We start from the raw sequence: 18,359 nt of genomic DNA on the forward strand, positions 1-18,359 counted from the left end.
ACCAAATCAAGGTCAAGGAGCCTTACCATTTCTCGGGCGCCGCGCCGACCCGAACACCGAAGCGCGTGCCGAACCGGGCGGCGCCCCGAGCGGTGATCGGCGGCTACGGCTTGTCCGCGCCCACCGCCCACATCGCGAAGTACTGCGCCGCCGCGCCGTACGCCTGGGCCAGCGCGACCTTCGCGCCGTCCACCTGGTGCTCCCCGGCCGCGCCCCGGACCTGGAGCGCCGCCTCCAGGAAGCGCAGCATGCCGGAGGCGCCGATCGGGTTGGAGGACAACACGCCGCCCGACGGGTTCACCGGGAAGTCGCCGTCGAAGGCGGTCTCGCCGCGGTCGACCATCTTCCAGCCCTCGCCCACGGGCGCGATGTCGTGGCCCTCCAGCCACATCGGCTCGTACCAGGAGAACGGCACGTACAACTCGGCCACGTCGATCTGCCGCCGCGGGTCGGTGATCCCGGCCTGCCTGTACACGTCCCACGCGCAGTCGACGCCGGCCTGCGGGCGGATCGGGTCGCGGCCGTTGAAGGACGACGGCTCGGACCGCATCGACGTGCCCAGGATCCAGGCCGGAGCCCGGCCGTCGGCCGCCGCGGCGTCGCCGCCGGCCTCGTCGGTCAGCACGATCGCGCCGGCACCGTCCGAGGACGGGCACGACTCCAGGAAGTGCAGCGGGTCCCACATCATCGGCGACTCGCGGACCTTGTCGATCGAGATGTCCTTGAGCTGGAGATGCGCGTACTGGTTGCGCAGCGCGTTCTGCCGGTCCTTGACCGCCACCTGCCAGCCGATGTGCTCGGGCGCCCCGGACTTCTGGATGTACGCCCGAATCCACGGCGCGAACGCGCCACCCGCGCCGATCGACCCGGACTTGCCGCCGCCCAGGCCGAATTGCGCGTTGCCCTCGGACTGCTTCTCCCACGCCACGGCCAACACGCGCTTGTGCACCCGGCTGCTGATCAGGTGCGAGGCGACGATCGCCGTGGATCCGCCCACGCTGCCCGCGGTGTGCACCCGGAACACCGGCTTGCCCGCCCCGCCGAGTGCGTCCGAGAGGTAGAGCTCGGGCTTCATCACGCCCTCGAAGATGTCGGGCGCCTTCCCGATCACCACCGCGTCGATGTCGCTCCAGGTCATCCGCGCGTCGTCCAACGCGCGCTGGGCGGCCTCGCGGACGAGACCCGCGATGGACAGGTCGTCGCGCCGCTTCTTGTGCTTGGTCTGGCCGATGCCGACGACGGCAACGCGCTCATGGGTCATCGGTTGTCACCTTCCAGGACACAGACGAGGTTCTGCTGGAGTGCCGGGCCCGACGTGGCGTGCCCGAGCGTGCGCGAGCGCCCGTTGTTCAGGATCTGGTCGGCCGCCGCGGCGATCCGCACCAGGCCGGTGGCCATCAGCGGGTTGCCGGTGAGCGCGCCACCGGACGGGTTGATCACCACGTCCTCGGCCAGGCCCAACGACTGCCGCAGGATCACCTCCTGCGCGGTGAACGGCGCCATCAACTCGGCCACTTCGACACCCGCCACGCCGCCCGCGCGCTGCCCGGCGATCCGGGTCGAGGCGGAGTCGGTCAGGTCGCGCAGCGCCGGGTTGTGCACTTCGCTGCGGTGGTCGAGGCCGGTGATCCAGGCCGGGCGCTCGGTCAGTTCGGCGGCCCGCGGGCCGCGCGCGAGCACGACCGCGCAGGCGCCGTCCGAGATCGGCGGCAGGTCGCTCTTGCGCAGCGGATTGCGCAGGTAGCCCTCGGCGAGCAGCTTGTCCACGTCCTGCTCGGCGCCCCGCACCTGCTGCTTCGGGTTGCCCGCCGCGTCACGGCGCGAGCGGGCGGCGATCTCGGCGAGTTCGCGTTCGGTGGTCTTGCCGGACTCGATCAACTGCCGGGCCTGGAGCGCGGCGAGCGAGACCGGGTCCAGGCCGAGCGGCGCGAGGTAGTACGGGTCCAGTTCGAGCGGGTACATCGCGGCCGGGTCGCCGGTGGAGGACTTGCCCGAGCCCATCGCGACCGCGATGTCGATGTCGCCGTGCTTGAGGCGCACCCACGCCTCGTACATCGCCCACGCGCCGTCCATCTCGACGTGCGACTCGTGGATCGGCGGCCACGCGCCCATCGCGTCCAGGTTGGGCACGAACGAGAACGTGCCACCGGAGATGTAGTCGCACGACCCCTGGCAGCTGAACCCGATGTCGGAGCGCTTGAGCCCGACCTGATCCAAGACCTCGTCGACGACCATCAGCAGCATCTCGGTCTCGGTGAGCTCCTGTCGGCGCACCGCCGGGAGCTGCGCGGTCGCGACGATCGCGATGTCGCTGTCCTGCCGCACTGCCGTCTCCCTTGTCTCGCCCGCGTTTCGACGCGCCGTCATCAGAACACCCGGTTCATGTACTGCTCGGCGGGCTCGTCCGGCTCACCGGTGTGCCGCCAGCCCTTGATGAAGCCCGCGACCGTGCCCCAGCCCTTGCTGGTGATCTCCGCCGCGTCCCGCTCGGCCTCGGGCATCCACTCCGCCTGGACCCGCATGCCGACTCGGATCTCGGACACCGGGATGTCCAGGATCTGCTGCTGCGCGATCACCATCTCGTCGCCTTCGAGCACGACGGAGGCACGCGCGAACGGCTCGGTCTCCTTCTGGCCCGGATACGGCGTGGGCGTGATGATCGTGTAGTTGGACACCACCCCGCGGTCGGGCAGCACCTCGTCCAGCTCGGGTCCGAGCAGGATGGCGTCCACCGAGCAGTAGCCCCGGCCCAGGAAGACCCGGTTGCACTGCGGACAGCGCTGCCCGGTCAGTCGCCCGGCCCGCAGGTTGCTCGCGTAGCGGACCAGCGTGGGCGAGAGCACGTCGGTGTAGGTGATCTTGGAGAAGTACTCCATGGTCGTCACGTCCTGCGCCTCGCCGGGCTCGCCGGCAGGGCTCTCGGCGTGCTCGCCGGGGACGAAGCAGACGATGTCGTCGATCCGCCCGACCGGCTCGTCGCGCCAGCGCGGGGCGACCCGCATGCCGGTCCGCACCGCGTCCTCGCTGCCCGCGTCGAGCACGTGCACGAGGTCGGTGTCGGCGCCGTCCAGGCGGACCAGGACGAACGCGAACGGCCGGTCCAGCGGGTGCGATTCGATCGGTTCGGCGACCCACGTCCAGGACCGGACGGTGCCGGCCGGGCCGACCTCGACGAAGTCGTGCGCGAGCTCGTTCCCGGTCTCCGGGTCGTACTCCATGGGCGGCACGATCACCCGCTCACCGGACCGGATCCCGACGATCCGACGGGCGGTCAGCTCCGAGAAGAAGCGACCCATGACCGGTCCGAGTGTGCGCTTGTAGGGGAACTGGATAGTACTGACGGTCTGTGTCGACACGGTCATCCTCTCGGCCTGGGAACGAGGTCGGCCACCGGCCGAACGATAGGTAAGGTTCCTTGACGAGGTCAATGGATGGCGAAAACATGTTGTCGTACGGCGCTGCCTTCGGCATGCGCCACGGTCCACCACCATCCGCCATCTCCGAGGGGAAGCCGCAGATGTCGTACGACCTGCCCGCCGCGCTGCACCGCCCGGTATTCGTCCCCGATCTGCTCCTGCACGCACTGACCAGGCACGCCGACAAGCCCGCGATGTACATCGGCGATCGCGTCTTGACGGCCAGTCAGGTGCGCGACGAGATCAGCCGATACCAGCAGGCGTACGCGTCGCTGGGTGTGGTCAAGGGCACCATGGTCTCGGTGTTGTCCGCGAACCGACCCGAGGTGCTGTTCGCGACCGGCTGCAACATGCTGACCGGCTGTCGCGCGACGCCGCTGCATCCGATGGGCTCGCTGGAGGACCACGCGTACGTTCTGGCCGACGCCGGTGTCGAGGCGCTGATCTACGACCCGGGGCCGTACGGCGAGCGGGCCGCGGCGCTGAAGGAGCGGCTGCCGCACCTGAAGCTGCTGGCCTTCGGCCCGGATTCGGCCGACCTGGGCGTGGATCTGCTCGCCTTGGCCGCGAAGTTCGAGCCGGGAGTGCTCACGCCGCCGGAGGTGAGCGCCGAGGACGTCTCGGGATACGCGTACACCGGCGGCACCACCGGTCGGCCCAAGGGCGTGATGTCCACCTATCGCTCCGGGGTGACCCTGCCGACCGTGCAACTCGCCGAGTGGGACTGGCCGGACGAGGTGCGCTTCCTGGTCGCCACGCCGCTGTCGCACGCGGGCATGTCGGCATTCATCCCGACGCTGTTGCGCGGCGGTTCGATCGTGGTGCTGCCGCACTTCGATCCGAAGCAGGTGCTCGCGGCGATCGAGAAGTATCGGATCACCGCGACGATGCTGGTGCCGACGATGTTGTACGTGCTCCTGGATCACCCCGACCTGGACAAGTACGACCTGTCCAGCCTGGAGACGGTGTTCTACGGCGCCTCCGCGATGTCGCCGGCGCGGTTGAAGGAGGGCATCGAGCGGTTGGGGCCGATCTTCTTCCAGTACTACGGCCAGGCCGAGTGCCCGATGACGATCACGGTCATGCGCCGGGACGAGCACGACCCGAACGACCCGGCGCGACTTGCCTCGTGCGGTCGGCCGGTGCCGTTCCTGACGGTGAAGCTGCTCGACGAGGACCTGAACGAGGTGCCGCAGGGCGAGCCGGGCGAGATCTGCGTGCGCGGCCCGTTGGTGATGGCCGGTTACCTCAACAAGCCCGAGCAGACCGAAGAGGCGCTGCGTGGTGGGTGGTTGCACACCGGAGACATCGCCCGGGCGGACCCGGACGGGTTCCTGACGATCGTGGACCGCAAGAAGGACATGATCATCACCGGCGGCTTCAACGTCTTCCCGCGTGAGGTGGAGGACGTGATCTCGGCCCATCCGGCGGTGGCCGCGGTCGCGGTGGTCGGGGTGCCGGACGACAAGTGGGGCGAGGCGGTCAAGGCGGTCGTGGTCCTGCGGCCCGGGCACGAGGTGGATCCGGCGGAGCTGATCGCGCTGGTGAAGGAGCGCAAGGGCGCGGTACAGGCGCCCAAGTCGATCGACTTCACCGACTCGATTCCGCTGTCGCCGCTCGGCAAGCCGGACAAGAAGACGCTGCGGGCGCGGTATTGGGGTGAGGGTGAGCGGCAGGTGAATTGAGTTTTGGCGGTCGGCGGTTGGCGGTGGTAGTCGCGGTATCGCCGCCTCGTGCCGCGCCGTTGGGGTGGTCGCCGTTGGGCGGGCGGTCGAGCGGTCGGGGCCGTCGGAGCTTTCGCGCCGGGCACCGCGCGCGCGTCGCGGTGTTCGGGGCGTTGGCTCGGGACGGTGCTTCGGGTGGCGGCTCGGGATGGCGGTTCGGGCGGTGCCTCGCGGGGGCGTCGGTGCTTGCCCCGTGCCGGAGTTGCGGTTGTGTGGCGGCAGCCCGCGGAGGGTCAGCCGCCGAGTTCGGTGAGGGCGGCCTCCCAGGTGCGGGTGCCGACGGTGGCGCCTTCCAGGGTCAGGTTCTCGCCGGCGCGGTAGGCGCGGCCGGCCTTCCCCGGGAAGCGGACCGGCAGCTTCGGGCGGCGCTTGCCGTTGGCCGTGAGGTAGCTGCCGATCGCCTCGCCCATCGTGTAGACCTTCGGCCCGACCAGGTCCGGCACCAGGCCGGCCGGCTCGCCGAGGGTCAACTCGACCATGCGGTCGGCCACATCGCGCACGTCGACCGGTTGGAGGCGGACCCCACCGGGGACCGGGACGACCGGCATTTTCGTCATCTTGCCCATCACGGTCAGCATCAACTGGTTGAACTGGGCGGCACGCAGCGTGGTCCACGGCAGGCCCGACTCCGTCACTGCCTGCTCCGCGCCCAGCTTGGCCTTGAAGTAGCCCAGCGGAACGCGGTCGGCGCCGACCACCGAGATGTAGACCAGGTGCCGGACGTCGGCGTCCTTCGCGGCCCGGACCAGGTTGCGGGTGGCCTCGTCGTCGCCCTTGGGGCCGCCCGCCAGGTGCAGGATGGTGTCCATCCCGGCGACGGCGGCTTCGACGCCCTCGTTCTTGAGCAGGTCGGCGGTCACGTACTCGACGCCTTCGTGGGTACCACCACCGGTGCGGCTGAGCACGCGGACGTTGTTGCCCGCGTCGCGCAGCATCGGAACGACCAGACGGCCGAGGGTGCCCGTACCACCGGTGACCAGAATCGACTTCGTCATCACTTGCTCCCGTTGTTCGGACCGGGTCTCGGATTCCCTTCCCGGTCTCTCCGCGGGGCCCTTGCCGGGCTCCTGCTTCCCTGACGGACGGGCCGAAAAAAGTGTGACGGGCGGACGGGAAAGTATTTTTGCGAGCGCTGTCGGGGGCACCGGGCCGGTCTGCGGGAGGCCGCTCGGCGGCTGTCGGACCGGCCGGGCGGCCTCGTCCGCGTTGCCGTCCACAGGACCGGCGAAGTCGTGCCCAGGGTTGTCCACAGGCTGTGCATGAAGCCTGTGGTTCCGGTTCGATCCGGCGAGCGGAGGCCGCCGAGGACGTGGCCTCCGCTCGCCGGGTCGGTTCGGTGGGTCAACCCGCGATGGGTGTTTCGACCAGGCTGATCCACCAGGTGTCGCGGCCGTCGGTGTGGCCGATCATCGCCTCGGCGAGGACGCGGCGCGCGGTCGGCGAGGTGCGGCGCCAGTCGGGGAAGCGCCACATCCAGCGACGTACCTCACCGAGGTTGTGGCCCTCGTGGAGCAGCGCCGCACCGAGGAAGCCGATCTCCGCCCACCGTGGGCCGAGCGCCACCTGACCCCAGTCCACGACGGTGAGTCGGCCGTCGGGCCGGATGATCATGTTGGCCGAGGTCAGGTCGGTGTGCAGGAGGCGGTTGCCGCACAGTGGGCCGGTCCGGGCGGTCGGGAGGTGCTCCCGGAGCCGGCCGACGAGGGTGGGCAGGCCGGCACTGCGGCCGGGCTGGATACGGCCGATGCGGTCCACGACCCCGACCACCTGGGCCAGGTCGGGCGAGCCGAGCCGCAACTGCACGGGCCGGCCCTCAACGTGGTCGAACACGAGGACCCGCCACCCGTCGACCGTGCCGTGGTGCAACAGGCGCGGAGACAGGATGCCGGTGACGGCGCTCGCCGCGATTTCGCTGGTCTGGGCGCGGGCGGACAGGGGCGCGGTGGCCTCCTCGGCGGCCTTGACGAACACCAGGCCGGTGGAGGTGGTGACGGTCGCGGCGAACGAACTGGTGTGTGGACCGGCGACGGTTTCGACCGCGTGCACCGGGCCGGCGGCCTTCTCCACGAATTCGATGACCTGGCACGGCAGTTCCCGCCACGCATAACGCCTGGTCACATCGCCTCCCGAACGGACGCGCCGGCGTCGGGCGCGATCGGTACCGAGACCGGGCGACCCACGGCACACCCGAACTCGTCCACGCGCCGCAACTGACGTGTCACGGCCGCCAATTCGACATCCGGATCAAGCACGACCAGATGGCCGATCGGACACAGGTACGGCGACCGCCCCGCCTGCCACGGCTGCACAACGGCAACACGCTCCGACGCTGCGGGAAGCGCAACGATCGTCCCGTCGGGCAAGTCCGCATGCCCGTCGACGTGCCGAACCCGCGACCCGACACGGATCGGCAACCGCCCGTCGGCTGGATATTCTTGAATCTCCATCACTGCCTCACGGTGGATAGATGGAGACAGCGGCCGGGCTCACGGGTCCAATCGAGAACCCCGGCCGCTGTCAATAGACGAGGCGGCGACACACCGGCCACCGCCCTGGCCGACGCTGACGTCGGCCTCCTCTCCTCCGGGCTCAATCGGCTCGCGGAGAGGAAAGTTTCGACGATGGCGCTACCTCCGCCGACCCGCCCGGAACTGCGAAGCCGGCCACAAACGCCATTTGGCCGCCCGGGCGGCGCTCACAACGAAACACGCTCGTCAGCGCACGAGCCAGGAGCAGACCCCTGCCGGATTCCGCATATGGGTCGTTGACGGCATCGGGCAGTAGCACGGCAGCCTGTCGGGCCGAAACGGTCACCCAGAACATGTCTCCGTCCAAGTCCGTGGATACGACCACCGGGCCAGCGGGATGTCCATGCGTAAAAACGTTGGCCACCAGCTCGGCAACCACCAGCGCTACATCGTCTTCATCCGCCCGCACGGCGCGGCAGCGCGGCACCACGTGATGTCGCGCCATGCGCACAGGACGCGGGCCGTGGAGCCGCAGCACGGATGGACAGGCCAAGACCTCGTCAGTTGCAATTTCCGATCGGTCAGGCTCGGCACACTCGGGCCGGGGCCGAACAGGCTCTTCCACCAGCGACAGCTGCTCGTAGTCGATCCGAAACGGCGCACCGCCGGCCATGTGCGCTATAGCCGTGGTGTGGTCCATGGCGGCCAGGGTTCCGATCATGCCTGACCGGCGGTCTCGGATCGTTCGGCCGCGGTGCTGCTCGAAATATGCGTTCGCGTCGGCGTCGCTCCCGGGCGGGGGCGGCTTGTCGCAGTCGGCCATCGTGGCCTCCCAGTGCGTCAGGACAGGGCGCTGCCGGCGGCAGATGATCACCGTCGGTAGATGTACGCTTACTCTCAGACTGACACTCATACCAATCGCCATGCAAGTTGCATGCCGGAACTCATCGCGTGAAATCACCCCAAGAAACGATCAGTTGGGGGGAGCGTGAGGGGTCCGCAGTTGGAACGAAGAGGTGAGCCATGGGCACAACCCCTGGATACGCACGCAGGCGTTTGGGCGCCAAACTCAAGGAAGGACGCAAGCGGCTCGGCTGGACGCTGGACCAAGTGGCCACCGAGTTCGGGTGGGACGGATCGAAGGTCTCGCGCATCGAGAACGCGAAGTCACCCGTGAGCCGGCACGACATGGTCAAGCTCGGCACTCTCTACGGGTTCTCGCCCGCCGACTTGGACGCCATGGAGGCATGGCGGGAGAACGGGCGGGACGTGCAGTGGTGGACGGGCTATCGCGACATCCTGACCCGGGCCCATGAAGAACTGATCTCGCTGGAGAACGAAGCATCCCGGATCGTGACGGCTACGAGCAGTTGGATCCCGGGGCTCCTCCAGGTACCTGACTACGCTCGGGCGATCATGGCAGCCACCCCGTTCGTCACCGACCCTGACGACGCATCAGCACTGGTGGAGATCCGAACCCGGAGGCAGAGGATCCTCACCGAGACTTCGCCGGTGGAGTACACGGCGCTCTTGGGAGAAGCCCTGCTCCACGCTCAGATCGGTAGCCTGGACGTGCATCGCGAGCAGCTTGCCCACTTGCTCCGCGTGGGCGACCTCGCCAATGTGGAAGTACTGATTGCACCGTTCACCGCCCCGTTCCTGATTGGCGGTGAGTGCTCAATACTGGAGTTCGCAGCCCCGGACGATCCGAGCGTCGTCTACGTCGAGTATCAGGACGGGGCCGAGTTCAGGGAGACGCCGAGGGATGTGGCGCGTTTCGGACGCAAGTTGGCGCACGCCAGGGAAGCGTGTACGACCGCCGAAGCAAGCCGCGCCCTCATTCAAGCGAGATTGGACGCACTGACGTGACCGAGATCGACTCCGCACTTTGGCGGACGGCGAGCTACAGCATCGACAACAACGGGTGTGTCGAGGCCGCGCCTTTGGCGACCAAGACCGGGGTCCGCGACACCAAGAACCGAAGCCACGGCCACCTTGAAATCACCCCCGCCGCCTGGACCGAGCTCGTGCGTGCGCTCAAGGGCTGACCGGCGAACATCGGCCCGCTACAGCGGCAGCGGCGAACGCGCCCAGGACGCAAGCCTGTTCGTCCCGATCGGCGCCCGACCGTCGCGTCTTCCGGCGGCCCTTCGGGATGTGTCTGCGGCGTCGACGGATCCCGGGTCCGCGCCGGGCGGCTGCTATCGTCCGCGACTGGTTCACTCCCGCGGCACGGGCCGAGGGCCGGTGCAGTCAGATTGGTAGCTCCTTCGTGGATAGCGACGTCAACCGCCTTGCAGGCGGTCCCGGTTCGACCCTGCGGCTCATCGTCACGGGAGGCGGGACCGGAGGCCACACCTACCCGGCGCTCACCACCGTACGTGCGCTTCAGGCCAGGCTCGCGGCCACCGGCGGGACGCTCGATGTCCTGTGGGTCGGGACGGCCGACAGCCTCGAAGCCCGGGTCGCCGCCGGTGCCGGGATCCGGTTCGCCTCCGTCGCGACCGGCAAGATCCGGCGCTCCGCCAATCCCCTGAAGATGATCTCCCCGGCCAACATCAAGGACATGATCCGCGTACCGCTCGGCATCGCCCAGGCGCGCCGGATCGTCGCCGGATTCCGTCCCGACGTCGTACTCGCCACGGGCGGCTACGTCGCCGTCCCGGTCGGCCTGGCCGCCCGGTTGACCCGTCGTCCCCTGGTGGTCCACGAGCAGACGGTGCGATTGGGCCTGGCCAACCGCTCCCTCGCCCGCCGGGCGACCCGCGTGGCGGTGTCCTCCGAATCGACTCTGCCGCTCCTCCCCGAGCCGGCCCGTGCGAGTGCCGTGGTCACCGGCAACCCGGTTCGGCCCGAAGTCCTGTCCGGGCAGGCGGACCGGGCGATCCAAGTCCTGGGCCTGGACGGCTTCGACCGGCGCCGTCCCACCGTCTATGTCACCGGCGGAGCGCAGGGATCGCAGCAGATCAACACTCTGGTGCGGGACATCCTGCCGTGGCTGCTGTCCCACGCCAACGTGATCCACCAGTGCGGCCCGTCCAACCTGGCCGACCTTCGGCAGCACACCGCGACACTCCCCGCCGACGTCGCCCCCCGCTACCTGCTGACCGACTACGTGGGCCCCGAACTGCCCGACGTACTCGCCCTGGCCGACGTGGTGATCTCCCGAAGCGGCGCCGGCACGCTCGCCGAACTCACCGCGCTGGGCAAGGCCGCCGTCTTCGTCCCGCTGGCCACCTCCGCAGGCAACGAACAGGCCCACAACGCCCGCCACCTGCACGATGCCGGCGCCGCCGCGGCCCTGCTCGGCGAGGCCACCCCGCAAGCCCTTCGCGACGCCGTGGAACCCCTGCTCACCGATCCCGACCGGCGCACCGAAATGGCCAGGCAGGCCCGGAAACACGGCCGTCCCGACGCCGCCGAGCAGTTGGCCGACGTCGTACTGTCCGTCGCCGGCGGCCGGTAGGGCCCCAGGGCCTGCCTTCAATCCCGCGCCGAGCTCCGCGACGCGGGATTGAGGACCGGGTCCGACCGGCAGTGGCGTGCACCCCGGAGTCGATGACGGTCACCCGGGGCTGCCGGCCGTGCCGTCGGCCCTTCGGCGGTGGAAGGTGCGGCGGTAGGCGTCCGGGGGTACGCCGACGGTGCGGTTGAAGTGGCGGCGGAGGGTGGCGCCGGTGCCCATGCCGGTGGCCCCCGCGATGGCGTCCACGCTGTCGTCCGTGGTCTCCAACAGTTCCTGGGCCCGGTGGATCCGTTGCGTCAGCAACCACTGCAACGGGGTGGTGCCCGTCATCGACCGGAAGTGGCGGCCGAGGTGGCGCGAACTCATGTTCGCCCGGCGGGCCAGGTCCTCCACCGTCAGCGGCTGATCCAGTCGTCGGGTCGCCCACGCGAGCAGTTCGCCGAGCGGGTGGTCGGGCTGTTCGGGCATCGGGGTGGCGACGAACTGGGCCTGGCCTCCCGGCCGGTGCGGCTGGACGACCAGCCTGCGGGCGAGCGCGTTGGCGATCACCGAGCCGTGGTCGCGCCGGACCAGGTGCAGGCACAGGTCCATCGCGGCGGCCTTGCCCGCCGAGGTGAGCACGCTGCCGTTGTCGACGTAGAGCACGTCCGGGTCGACCTCGACGCCGGGAAAGCGCGCGGCCAACACCTCGGTGTGCGCCCAGTGCGTGGTGGCCCGCCGCCCCTCCAGCAGGCCGGCGGCGGCCAGTACGAAGGCGCCCGTGCACAGCGAGGCCACCCGCGCGCCGGCCTCGTGAGCCGCGCGTACGGCGTCGACGAGGTCCGCCGGCGGGTCCGTGTCGACGTCGGCCCACCCGGGGACGATCACGGTGTCGGCCAGGACGAGCCGGTCGAGGCCGCAGTCCGGTTCGAGCAGGAAGCGGCCGTCGGCCCGCACGGTGCCCGCCCCGCAGATGGCGAGCTCGTACCAGTCCTCGACCGGGACCGGCGGGGCCGTGCCGAACAGCTCATGGGCCAAAGCCAGTTCGAAGTGCAGGATCCCGTCGGCGACGGCTATCGCAACTGTGCTCACGTCCGGAATTGTACGCATCGTTTCGTTCCGGACGCCCGCGCCGATCCCCGAGCGGTCGTCACGATGTCGGAGTCGGGCGCCCCCGTCCGTGTGACGTGCCGGTCGGACTCGGTCGCTCGGTGCCGGTCCGGCGGCGTCGTCACACGGATGGCTGTCGGCGGGCGCGGTGGTGGGATGTCTCGGAAAGACTGGGTCGGACAGACACGCGCACACGGATCCAGTTCACCGGGAGAGCAGATCATGCGGACGAACATGTTGCTCCGCGGCGTCGGCATCGTGGTGGGCCTGGTCCTGATCGCCGGTGCGTTCGTGCTCGCGTTCGTCATCACGCCGAACTATCTGGTCCGACTGCCTGACGACACCGACGCCAAGCGCTCCTACACCGGCAGCTTCAGGACCCTGCTCGACGCCCAGGAGGTGGCGAAGGGCAACCTTGTGACGGCCGTGAAGCGGGACGTCCCCCTGGCCGTCGAACGGACCGTGAAGGTCGAGAAGACGTCGGGCGACACCGCCCTGGTCAGCGACAGTCGGACAACGACCGCCGCAGGCAACCCGGTCGAGAGGACCGACTGGAAGTACGCCGTCGACCGCAAGACGCTCCAGCCGGCCGGCCATCCGGCGAACTGGACGGTGGTCGACGCCAAAGGTCTGACGGTGAGTTGGCCGTTCGGCGCGAAGAAGAAGACGTACACCGGCTGGCGGCCGGAGACCGGGACCACGACGCCGTTGACGTACGTGCGTACGGAGAGCAAGTCGGGCGTCGACACATACGTGTACGAGGCGCACCTGCCGGCCACCCGGATCACCGACTCGCAGGTGCTCGCCGGTCTGCCGCCGGCAGTCCCGCAGGCGACCCTGGCGTCGGCCGCCCGACTCGGCCCCCTCCCGCCTGCGACCAAGCAGCAGCTGGCGGCGCTGCTGCCCACGTTGGGCAATCCCGTGCCGCTCTCCTACACGCTGGAGAGCGCCGACACGTTCTGGATCGAACCGGAGACCGGCATTGTGATCGACACGAAGCGGTCCCAGCAACGCGTGGCCGGGGTCGTCGCCCCGGGCAACGGCGCCTTCCTCCCGCTGCTGCCGGTCTCCGACGTCGTCTACCAGCAGACCCCCGGGTCCGTGAAGGCCGCCGCGGACGACGCCGAGGACGGCCACGACGCCATCATGCTCGTCGGTACCATCCTGCCCATCGTGGCCGGCGTGGTCGGGGCTCTACTGGTTGCCGCGGCCCTGCTCATCCGACGTCGTCGCCCGCGCGGCACCCCCACACCCGCCGCAGACGCCTGACACGTCGCCCGGACACCGTGGGTGCATCGCCGGTCACCGCCCGGTGTGGCGGGTGGTGGGCCGGACCCGGCCCACCACCGCGACCGCTACCACCGCCGGTGCGACACATCCCGGTGTGAGCAAGGGACGCGCAGTCGTCCGACGACGACGCCGCGGCGACCTCGGCACACCGAGGCCGCCGGTCTCCGCTCCGGTGTCGCCAACGCCGGATCCTGTCGCAGGATCGCGGCCTGGAGTTCGCGCAGTCCTGGCCCGGGGTCCAAGCCCAACTCCTCCGCACACAAACGCCGGCCGGCCTCCAACACCGCCAACGCCTCCGCCTGCCGCCCCGATCGGTAGAGCGCCAGCGCGAGTTGCGCCCGGGGCCGCTCCCGCAGCGGATGCTCCCGGACCAGCGCCATCAGATCCCCGATCACCGACGCGTGCGCGCCGAGCGCGAGTCGGCACTCGGCGGCCTCCTCCAACAGCCCGGTGTGCTCCTCGGCCAACCGGGCCCGCTCGGCCTGCGCCACATCGTGATCGGCCAACTCCGCGAACGCGTCGCCCACCCACAACGCCAATGCGGCCCGGAGCAGTTCGTCGGCCCGATCGAGCGCACCGGCGGCCACCGCGGCCCGGCCCGCCTCGGCCAACGCATGCCATCGCGCGGTGTCCAGTTGCCCGGCCGGCACCTCCAGGGCGTACGAGTCATCGCGCGTAGTCAATACCCGATAGGGCGCCCGCCGTCCCGGCTCCAACACCCGTCGCAGGCCGGAGAGATAGGCATGCAGCGTGGATCGCGCGCCGGGCGGCGGGCGTCCGTTCCACAGTTCCTCGGCCAGCCGGTCCACCGGCACCGCGACCCCGGGGCGCAACAGCAGCAGCGTCAACAACTCGCGCTGCCGCCTCGGGCCGATGTTCAGTTCGCTTCCGTCGGGACCCGAAACCCGGGTAGGTCCCAACACTTGGAAGGACAAGCCCCCCGACTCATCGCTGCGCGGTGGCTCCCCAACCTGCCCGCGCGACGGAATCCCCCTCGTCATATGGGAAGTGACGAGACAACCCGGGATGGGGTTCCGCTTTCGTACCGAGTCGAGGGTCCCTCAGGCTGCTCCGCACCGTCTCCGCTCGCGAACAGGCCGCGCCGTCGAAGCCGGATTCGGTGCCGGTGCCGGTGCCGATCCCGCCGTCGCCGGCGCTGTCGGACTCGCCCCGTACGCTCGCTGGTTCGGTCGCGCCCCCGCCCCTGCCGCCGCGCGACCCGGGCCGGGCCCGTCGGGGTCCGTCATCGAAGAGCAACGGAGCCGCATGATCAAGGACATCGTCATCACCGGCGCGCGCGAGAACAACCTCAAGGACGTGTCGCTGCGCATCCCGAAGGACCGGATCGTCGTGTTCACCGGTCCGTCCGGGTCCGGCAAGTCGTCGATCGTCTTCGACACCGTCGCGGTCGAATCGAAGCGGCAGCTCAACGAGACCTTCTCGGCATTCGAACGCAAGTTCCTGCCGCGCTACGAGCGCCCGCACGCCGACGCGATCGAGAACGTGTCGCCCGCCATCGTGGTGGACCAGAAGCCGATCGGGTCCAACTCCCGTTCGACGGTCGGCACGATGACCGACATCAATCCGCTCCTGCGCGTGCTGTTCTCCCGCATCGCCGAACCCTCGGCCGGCACCCCCGCGGTGTACGGGTTCAACGACCCCGGCGGCATGTGCACCACGTGCGACGGCATCGGTCGCACGGTACGGGCCGACTACGCCCGCCTGCTAGATCGGTCCAGGTCGCTCAACGACGGCGCGTTCCGGCTCGCCCTGCTCGGGGTCGGGATCTACCAGGCGTCCGGGCTGTTCGACAACGACAAGCCGATCGCCGACTACACCGACGCCGAGTTCGCGCTGCTCACCCGAGGCGATCCGGACCGGGTGATCAAGTTCAAGCTGGTCACCCCGGACGGCACCGTCAACGTGACCTTCGAGGGCCTGTACAGCCGCTTCGACCGGCTCTACCTCAACCGTGACGTGTCCGCGCTCGGCGCCAGGACCAGGGAGACGGTCGAGGCCTACCTGACCGAGGGCCCGTGCCCGGACTGCGCCGGCGCCCGACTCAACCCGGCCGTACTCGCCGCGCGGATCGACGGACGCAACATCGCGGACTACTGCGCGCTCGAAGTCGGCGACCTGATCGAGGTATTGGCCGCGATCGACGACCCGATCGGCCGGCCGGTGGCCGAGGCCGCCTCGGCCGCCCTGCGCCGCATCGTGGACATCGGTCTGTCCTACCTCAGCCTGGACCGGGAGACCTCCACGCTCTCCGGCGGCGAGGGGCAGCGGCTCAAGATGGTCCGCCACCTCGGCTCCAGCCTCACCGGCATGACCTACATCTTCGACGAGCCCAGCGTCGGCCTGCACCCGCGCGACGTGCACCGGTTGAACGAACTCCTGGTCGCACTGCGGGACAAGGGCAACAGCGTGCTCGTGGTCGAGCACGATCCGGACGTGATCGCGGTCGCCGACCACGTGATCGACATGGGTCCGCACGCCGGCTCGCACGGCGGTGAACTCGTCTTCGCGGGCACGGTGAAGGAGTTGATCGAGTCGGACACGCTCACCGGCCGCTTCCTGAACCGGGGCACGGTGGTCAAGACCGACTACCGCACACCCACCGGGCACATCCCGATCCGCGGCGCGAGCCTGCACAACCTCAGGCACGTCGACGTGGACATCCCGACCGGGGTGCTGACCGTGTTCACCGGCGTCGCCGGTTCCGGCAAGAGCACGCTGGTATCCGAGGTGTTCACCGCCGCGCATCCCGACACGATCGTCATCGACCAGGCCGCCATCGCGGCCAACTCGCGCTCCACACCCGCGAGTCACATCGGGATCATGGACCCGATCCGCGCCCTGTTCGCCAAGGCGAGCGGCGAGAAGCCGGGCCTGTTCAGCTTCAACTCGGCCGGCGCCTGTTCGGCCTGCCAGGGGCGCGGCTCGGTCACCGTGGAGATGGCCTTCATGGACCCGGTGACCACGATCTGCGAGCGCTGCGAGGGACGGCGCTTCGACGACAAGGTGCTGGAGCACCCGCTGCGTGGCAAGTCGATCATCGACGTGCTGGCGCTCACCGTCGAGGACGCGCACGAGTTCTTCACCGAGAAGCGCATCCGGCCGCACCTGGCCGCGCTCGCCGAGGTCGGGCTGGGATACGTCACGCTGGGCCAGCCGCTCGGCACGCTCTCCGGCGGCGAGCGGCAACGGCTCAAGCTGGCGGGCGAGTTGCACAAGACCGGCAGCGTGTACGTGCTCGACGAGCCGACCACTGGGCTGCACATGTCCGACGTGGACACTGTGATCGCGCTGATGGACCGGCTCGTGGACGGCGGAAACACGCTCCTGGTGATCGAGCACAACCTGGACGTGGTCGGCCGGGCCGACTGGGTGATCGACCTGGGTCCGGACGGCGGCAAGCACGGCGGCACGGTGGTCTTCGAGGGCACGCCCCGGCAACTCCTGGCCGCCGAACACTCGTTGACCGGCGAATACCTCAACCGCAACCTCGACCGGGACGCGAACCGGCCGTAGCCGAAAGCGCGGAACCGTAGCCGAACGGAAGCCGCGACCGAGCGGGAGCCGCGGCAGCGGGAGCCGCGGCCGTACCGGAGCCGCGGCCGAGAGCGGCGCCCGGTCCCGACTCGATGCGGGAGCGGCGGCCGGGCCCGTCTCGGTACAGGCCCGGCCGCCGAGATCTCAGCGCCGGTCGCTGAAGCGGATGTCCAGGCTGCGCAGATAGGTCTGCAGACCCGCGTCCTGAATCGGGATCAGGTGCGCGGGACTGCCGGACTCGTTGTGGTGGGCGTGCCACTTCCCGGGAGGCGTCACGAACGCGCCGCCGGGCTGCCAATCCACCCGCTGCGGGTCGACGATCTCGCCGTGCTCGTCGAGCCGATCGCCCAGCAGGGTGAAGCAGCCCGGTTCGCAGTCCAGGATCAGGTCCAGGGCGACCGACTGGTGCCGGTGCGGCCGCTGGATCTGGTCCACCGGGAGCAGGCCGAACATCGCCCACAGGGTGTGCGTGACGGTCAGTGTCTGGTCCTGGTCGATCGTGTTCAGCAACACGCTGACCCGGTTCTTGGCGTTGGCGCCGGGCGCCTCGGCGATCCGGGTGAGCTCCTCCACCGCACGATGCCGGGAGAACTTGGTCGGCCGGAACCGGGCCCGGTTCGGGGTGACCCCGAGGTAGCGCAGCAGCGGCTCGTCGTGCACCCAGTAGAACAGCGAGTCCTGCGCGGCGTGGTGGGTGATCTCGCCCAGGTCCGGCAGGACCAGGAAGTCGCCCTTCTCCCACTCCACCGCCTGGCCGCCGACCAACGACATGCCCCGGCCGTACATCACGTAGTAGAGCTGTGAGGTCGCGTTCGGCCGCACCGCGAGCCGGTCGCCCGCGTTGATCCGGACGAAGTTGGCCAGCAGCGCCGGACTGGTCGCCGGGCCGCCCGCGATCCGCATCGGCCCGGCGAGGTCGAGCGGAATCACCCGGGTGGCTCCACCGGCGTGCAGTTCGGCCGGGAAACGCTCCACCGGCACGGGCGTCGTGTAGCCGGCGCCGATCGGGTTGGCCGCCTTCGTGTACTCCCAGTAGACCGCGTCCTCACTCCACGCGGCGGCGGTCGCGGCAAGCGGTCCCTCGAAGCCGAATCGGGCCACGTCGACCAGCGGCGGCGCCGCCACGGTGGGGTCGAAGAGGACGGACTCCCGCTCTCCGGACCGGTGCTGATCGGCCGTCACCTCGGGCTGCGCGGTCATCCGAAATCCCTTCGCAAGCGACTCCCCCGGTCCTGCCCATGGTGCCATCGGCCCGGTCGCCGTGGAGAGCGGCAAGTCTCACACTCGCCGCGCGGTACGCCTCACGCTCGCGACGCCGTACGCCGCGCCCACCGCGCGGACACGCGCGCCT

General features: G+C 70.0%; 16 protein-coding genes. 6 read left to right on the top strand and 10 right to left on the bottom strand.

The window, feature by feature from the left end:
- Window positions 1-103: 103 nt before the first annotated feature.
- Genes ACIBM5_RS20960 through ACIBM5_RS20970 form a run of 3 tightly spaced genes read right to left on the bottom strand, consistent with a single transcriptional unit; the run spans window position 104 to window position 3,362 of the window.
- Window positions 104-1,261, bottom strand: coding sequence for a thiolase domain-containing protein (locus tag ACIBM5_RS20960; protein ID WP_391588233.1), 1,158 nt, complete (start codon window positions 1,259-1,261; stop codon window positions 104-106).
- Window positions 1,258-2,367, bottom strand: coding sequence for a lipid-transfer protein (locus ACIBM5_RS20965; protein WP_396008238.1), 1,110 nt, complete (start codon window positions 2,365-2,367; stop codon window positions 1,258-1,260). Before ACIBM5_RS20965 ends, ACIBM5_RS20960 begins: the two co-directional genes overlap by 4 nt.
- Window positions 2,367-3,362 carry a Zn-ribbon domain-containing OB-fold protein gene (locus ACIBM5_RS20970; protein ID WP_396008239.1) on the bottom strand — a complete coding sequence of 332 codons (996 nt, stop codon included), beginning with the start codon at window positions 3,360-3,362 and terminating at the stop codon, window positions 2,367-2,369. Before ACIBM5_RS20970 ends, ACIBM5_RS20965 begins: the two co-directional genes overlap by 1 nt.
- Window positions 3,363-3,427: 65 nt before the next feature.
- Between ACIBM5_RS20970 and ACIBM5_RS20975 the strand changes: the two genes are divergently transcribed.
- On the top strand, window positions 3,428-5,101 hold the full coding sequence (locus tag ACIBM5_RS20975) for an AMP-binding protein (RefSeq protein ID WP_396008240.1): 1,674 nt from the start codon (window positions 3,428-3,430) through the stop codon (window positions 5,099-5,101).
- Between the two features lie 272 nt (window positions 5,102-5,373).
- On the opposite strand, the gene ACIBM5_RS20980 is transcribed toward ACIBM5_RS20975, so the two are convergent.
- The 4 genes from ACIBM5_RS20980 to ACIBM5_RS20995 form a co-directional block, all read right to left on the bottom strand.
- Window positions 5,374-6,135: an SDR family oxidoreductase gene (locus ACIBM5_RS20980; protein WP_396008241.1), complete on the bottom strand. Its 762-nt coding sequence runs from the start codon at window positions 6,133-6,135 to the stop codon at window positions 5,374-5,376.
- Window positions 6,136-6,481: 346 nt separating this feature from the next.
- Entirely contained in the window at window positions 6,482-7,258 is a 777-nt protein-coding gene (locus ACIBM5_RS20985; RefSeq protein ID WP_396008242.1) for a phosphotransferase, read from the bottom strand.
- Window positions 7,255-7,590 carry a hypothetical protein gene (locus tag ACIBM5_RS20990; protein ID WP_396008243.1) on the bottom strand — a complete coding sequence of 112 codons (336 nt, stop codon included), beginning with the start codon at window positions 7,588-7,590 and terminating at the stop codon, window positions 7,255-7,257. Before ACIBM5_RS20990 ends, ACIBM5_RS20985 begins: the two co-directional genes overlap by 4 nt.
- Before the next feature lie 139 nt (window positions 7,591-7,729).
- Window positions 7,730-8,521 carry an ATP-binding protein gene (locus ACIBM5_RS20995; protein WP_396008244.1) on the bottom strand — a complete coding sequence of 264 codons (792 nt, stop codon included), beginning with the start codon at window positions 8,519-8,521 and terminating at the stop codon, window positions 7,730-7,732.
- 110 nt (window positions 8,522-8,631) lie between these two features.
- Here ACIBM5_RS20995 and ACIBM5_RS21000 point away from each other — a divergent pair, with 110 nt between their 5' ends.
- The 3 genes from ACIBM5_RS21000 (at window position 8,632) to ACIBM5_RS21010 (ending at window position 11,074) form a co-directional block, all read left to right on the top strand.
- Entirely contained in the window at window positions 8,632-9,477 is an 846-nt protein-coding gene (locus ACIBM5_RS21000) for a helix-turn-helix domain-containing protein (RefSeq protein ID WP_396008245.1), read from the top strand.
- Window positions 9,474-9,656, top strand: coding sequence for a DUF397 domain-containing protein (locus ACIBM5_RS21005; RefSeq protein ID WP_396008246.1), 183 nt, complete (start codon window positions 9,474-9,476; stop codon window positions 9,654-9,656). Before ACIBM5_RS21000 ends, ACIBM5_RS21005 begins: the two co-directional genes overlap by 4 nt.
- Before the next feature lie 224 nt (window positions 9,657-9,880).
- Window positions 9,881-11,074 (top strand): UDP-N-acetylglucosamine--N-acetylmuramyl-(pentapeptide) pyrophosphoryl-undecaprenol N-acetylglucosamine transferase, encoded by a 1,194-nt coding sequence (locus ACIBM5_RS21010; RefSeq protein WP_396008247.1) that lies wholly within the window; start codon window positions 9,881-9,883, stop codon window positions 11,072-11,074.
- A 99-nt stretch (window positions 11,075-11,173) separates the two neighbouring features.
- Here the strand turns inward: ACIBM5_RS21010 and ACIBM5_RS21015 are convergent, their stop codons facing one another.
- Window positions 11,174-12,145 carry a helix-turn-helix domain-containing protein gene (locus ACIBM5_RS21015; RefSeq protein WP_396008248.1) on the bottom strand — a complete coding sequence of 324 codons (972 nt, stop codon included), beginning with the start codon at window positions 12,143-12,145 and terminating at the stop codon, window positions 11,174-11,176.
- A 240-nt stretch (window positions 12,146-12,385) separates the two neighbouring features.
- Here ACIBM5_RS21015 and ACIBM5_RS21020 point away from each other — a divergent pair, with 240 nt between their 5' ends.
- The gene (locus ACIBM5_RS21020) at window positions 12,386-13,432 is read left to right on the top strand and encodes a porin PorA family protein (RefSeq protein WP_396008249.1); all 1,047 of its coding nucleotides are present in this window, start codon (window positions 12,386-12,388) and stop codon (window positions 13,430-13,432) included.
- 86 nt (window positions 13,433-13,518) lie between these two features.
- Here the strand turns inward: ACIBM5_RS21020 and ACIBM5_RS21025 are convergent, their stop codons facing one another.
- Entirely contained in the window at window positions 13,519-14,388 is an 870-nt protein-coding gene (locus ACIBM5_RS21025) for a BTAD domain-containing putative transcriptional regulator (RefSeq protein ID WP_396008250.1), read from the bottom strand.
- A gap of 331 nt (window positions 14,389-14,719) precedes the next feature.
- On the opposite strand from ACIBM5_RS21025, the gene ACIBM5_RS21030 reads away from it, so the two are divergent.
- Complete coding sequence (locus ACIBM5_RS21030; protein ID WP_396008251.1) at window positions 14,720-16,987, top strand: ATP-binding cassette domain-containing protein; 2,268 nt, start codon at window positions 14,720-14,722, stop codon at window positions 16,985-16,987.
- A gap of 165 nt (window positions 16,988-17,152) precedes the next feature.
- Here the strand turns inward: ACIBM5_RS21030 and ACIBM5_RS21035 are convergent, their stop codons facing one another.
- Window positions 17,153-18,208: a cupin gene (locus tag ACIBM5_RS21035; RefSeq protein WP_396008252.1), complete on the bottom strand. Its 1,056-nt coding sequence runs from the start codon at window positions 18,206-18,208 to the stop codon at window positions 17,153-17,155.
- Window positions 18,209-18,359: the final 151 nt, after the last annotated feature.

Origin of the sequence: Embleya sp. NPDC050493 (genome assembly GCF_044458105.1) — a bacterium.
GTDB lineage: Bacteria > Actinomycetota > Actinomycetes > Streptomycetales > Streptomycetaceae > Embleya.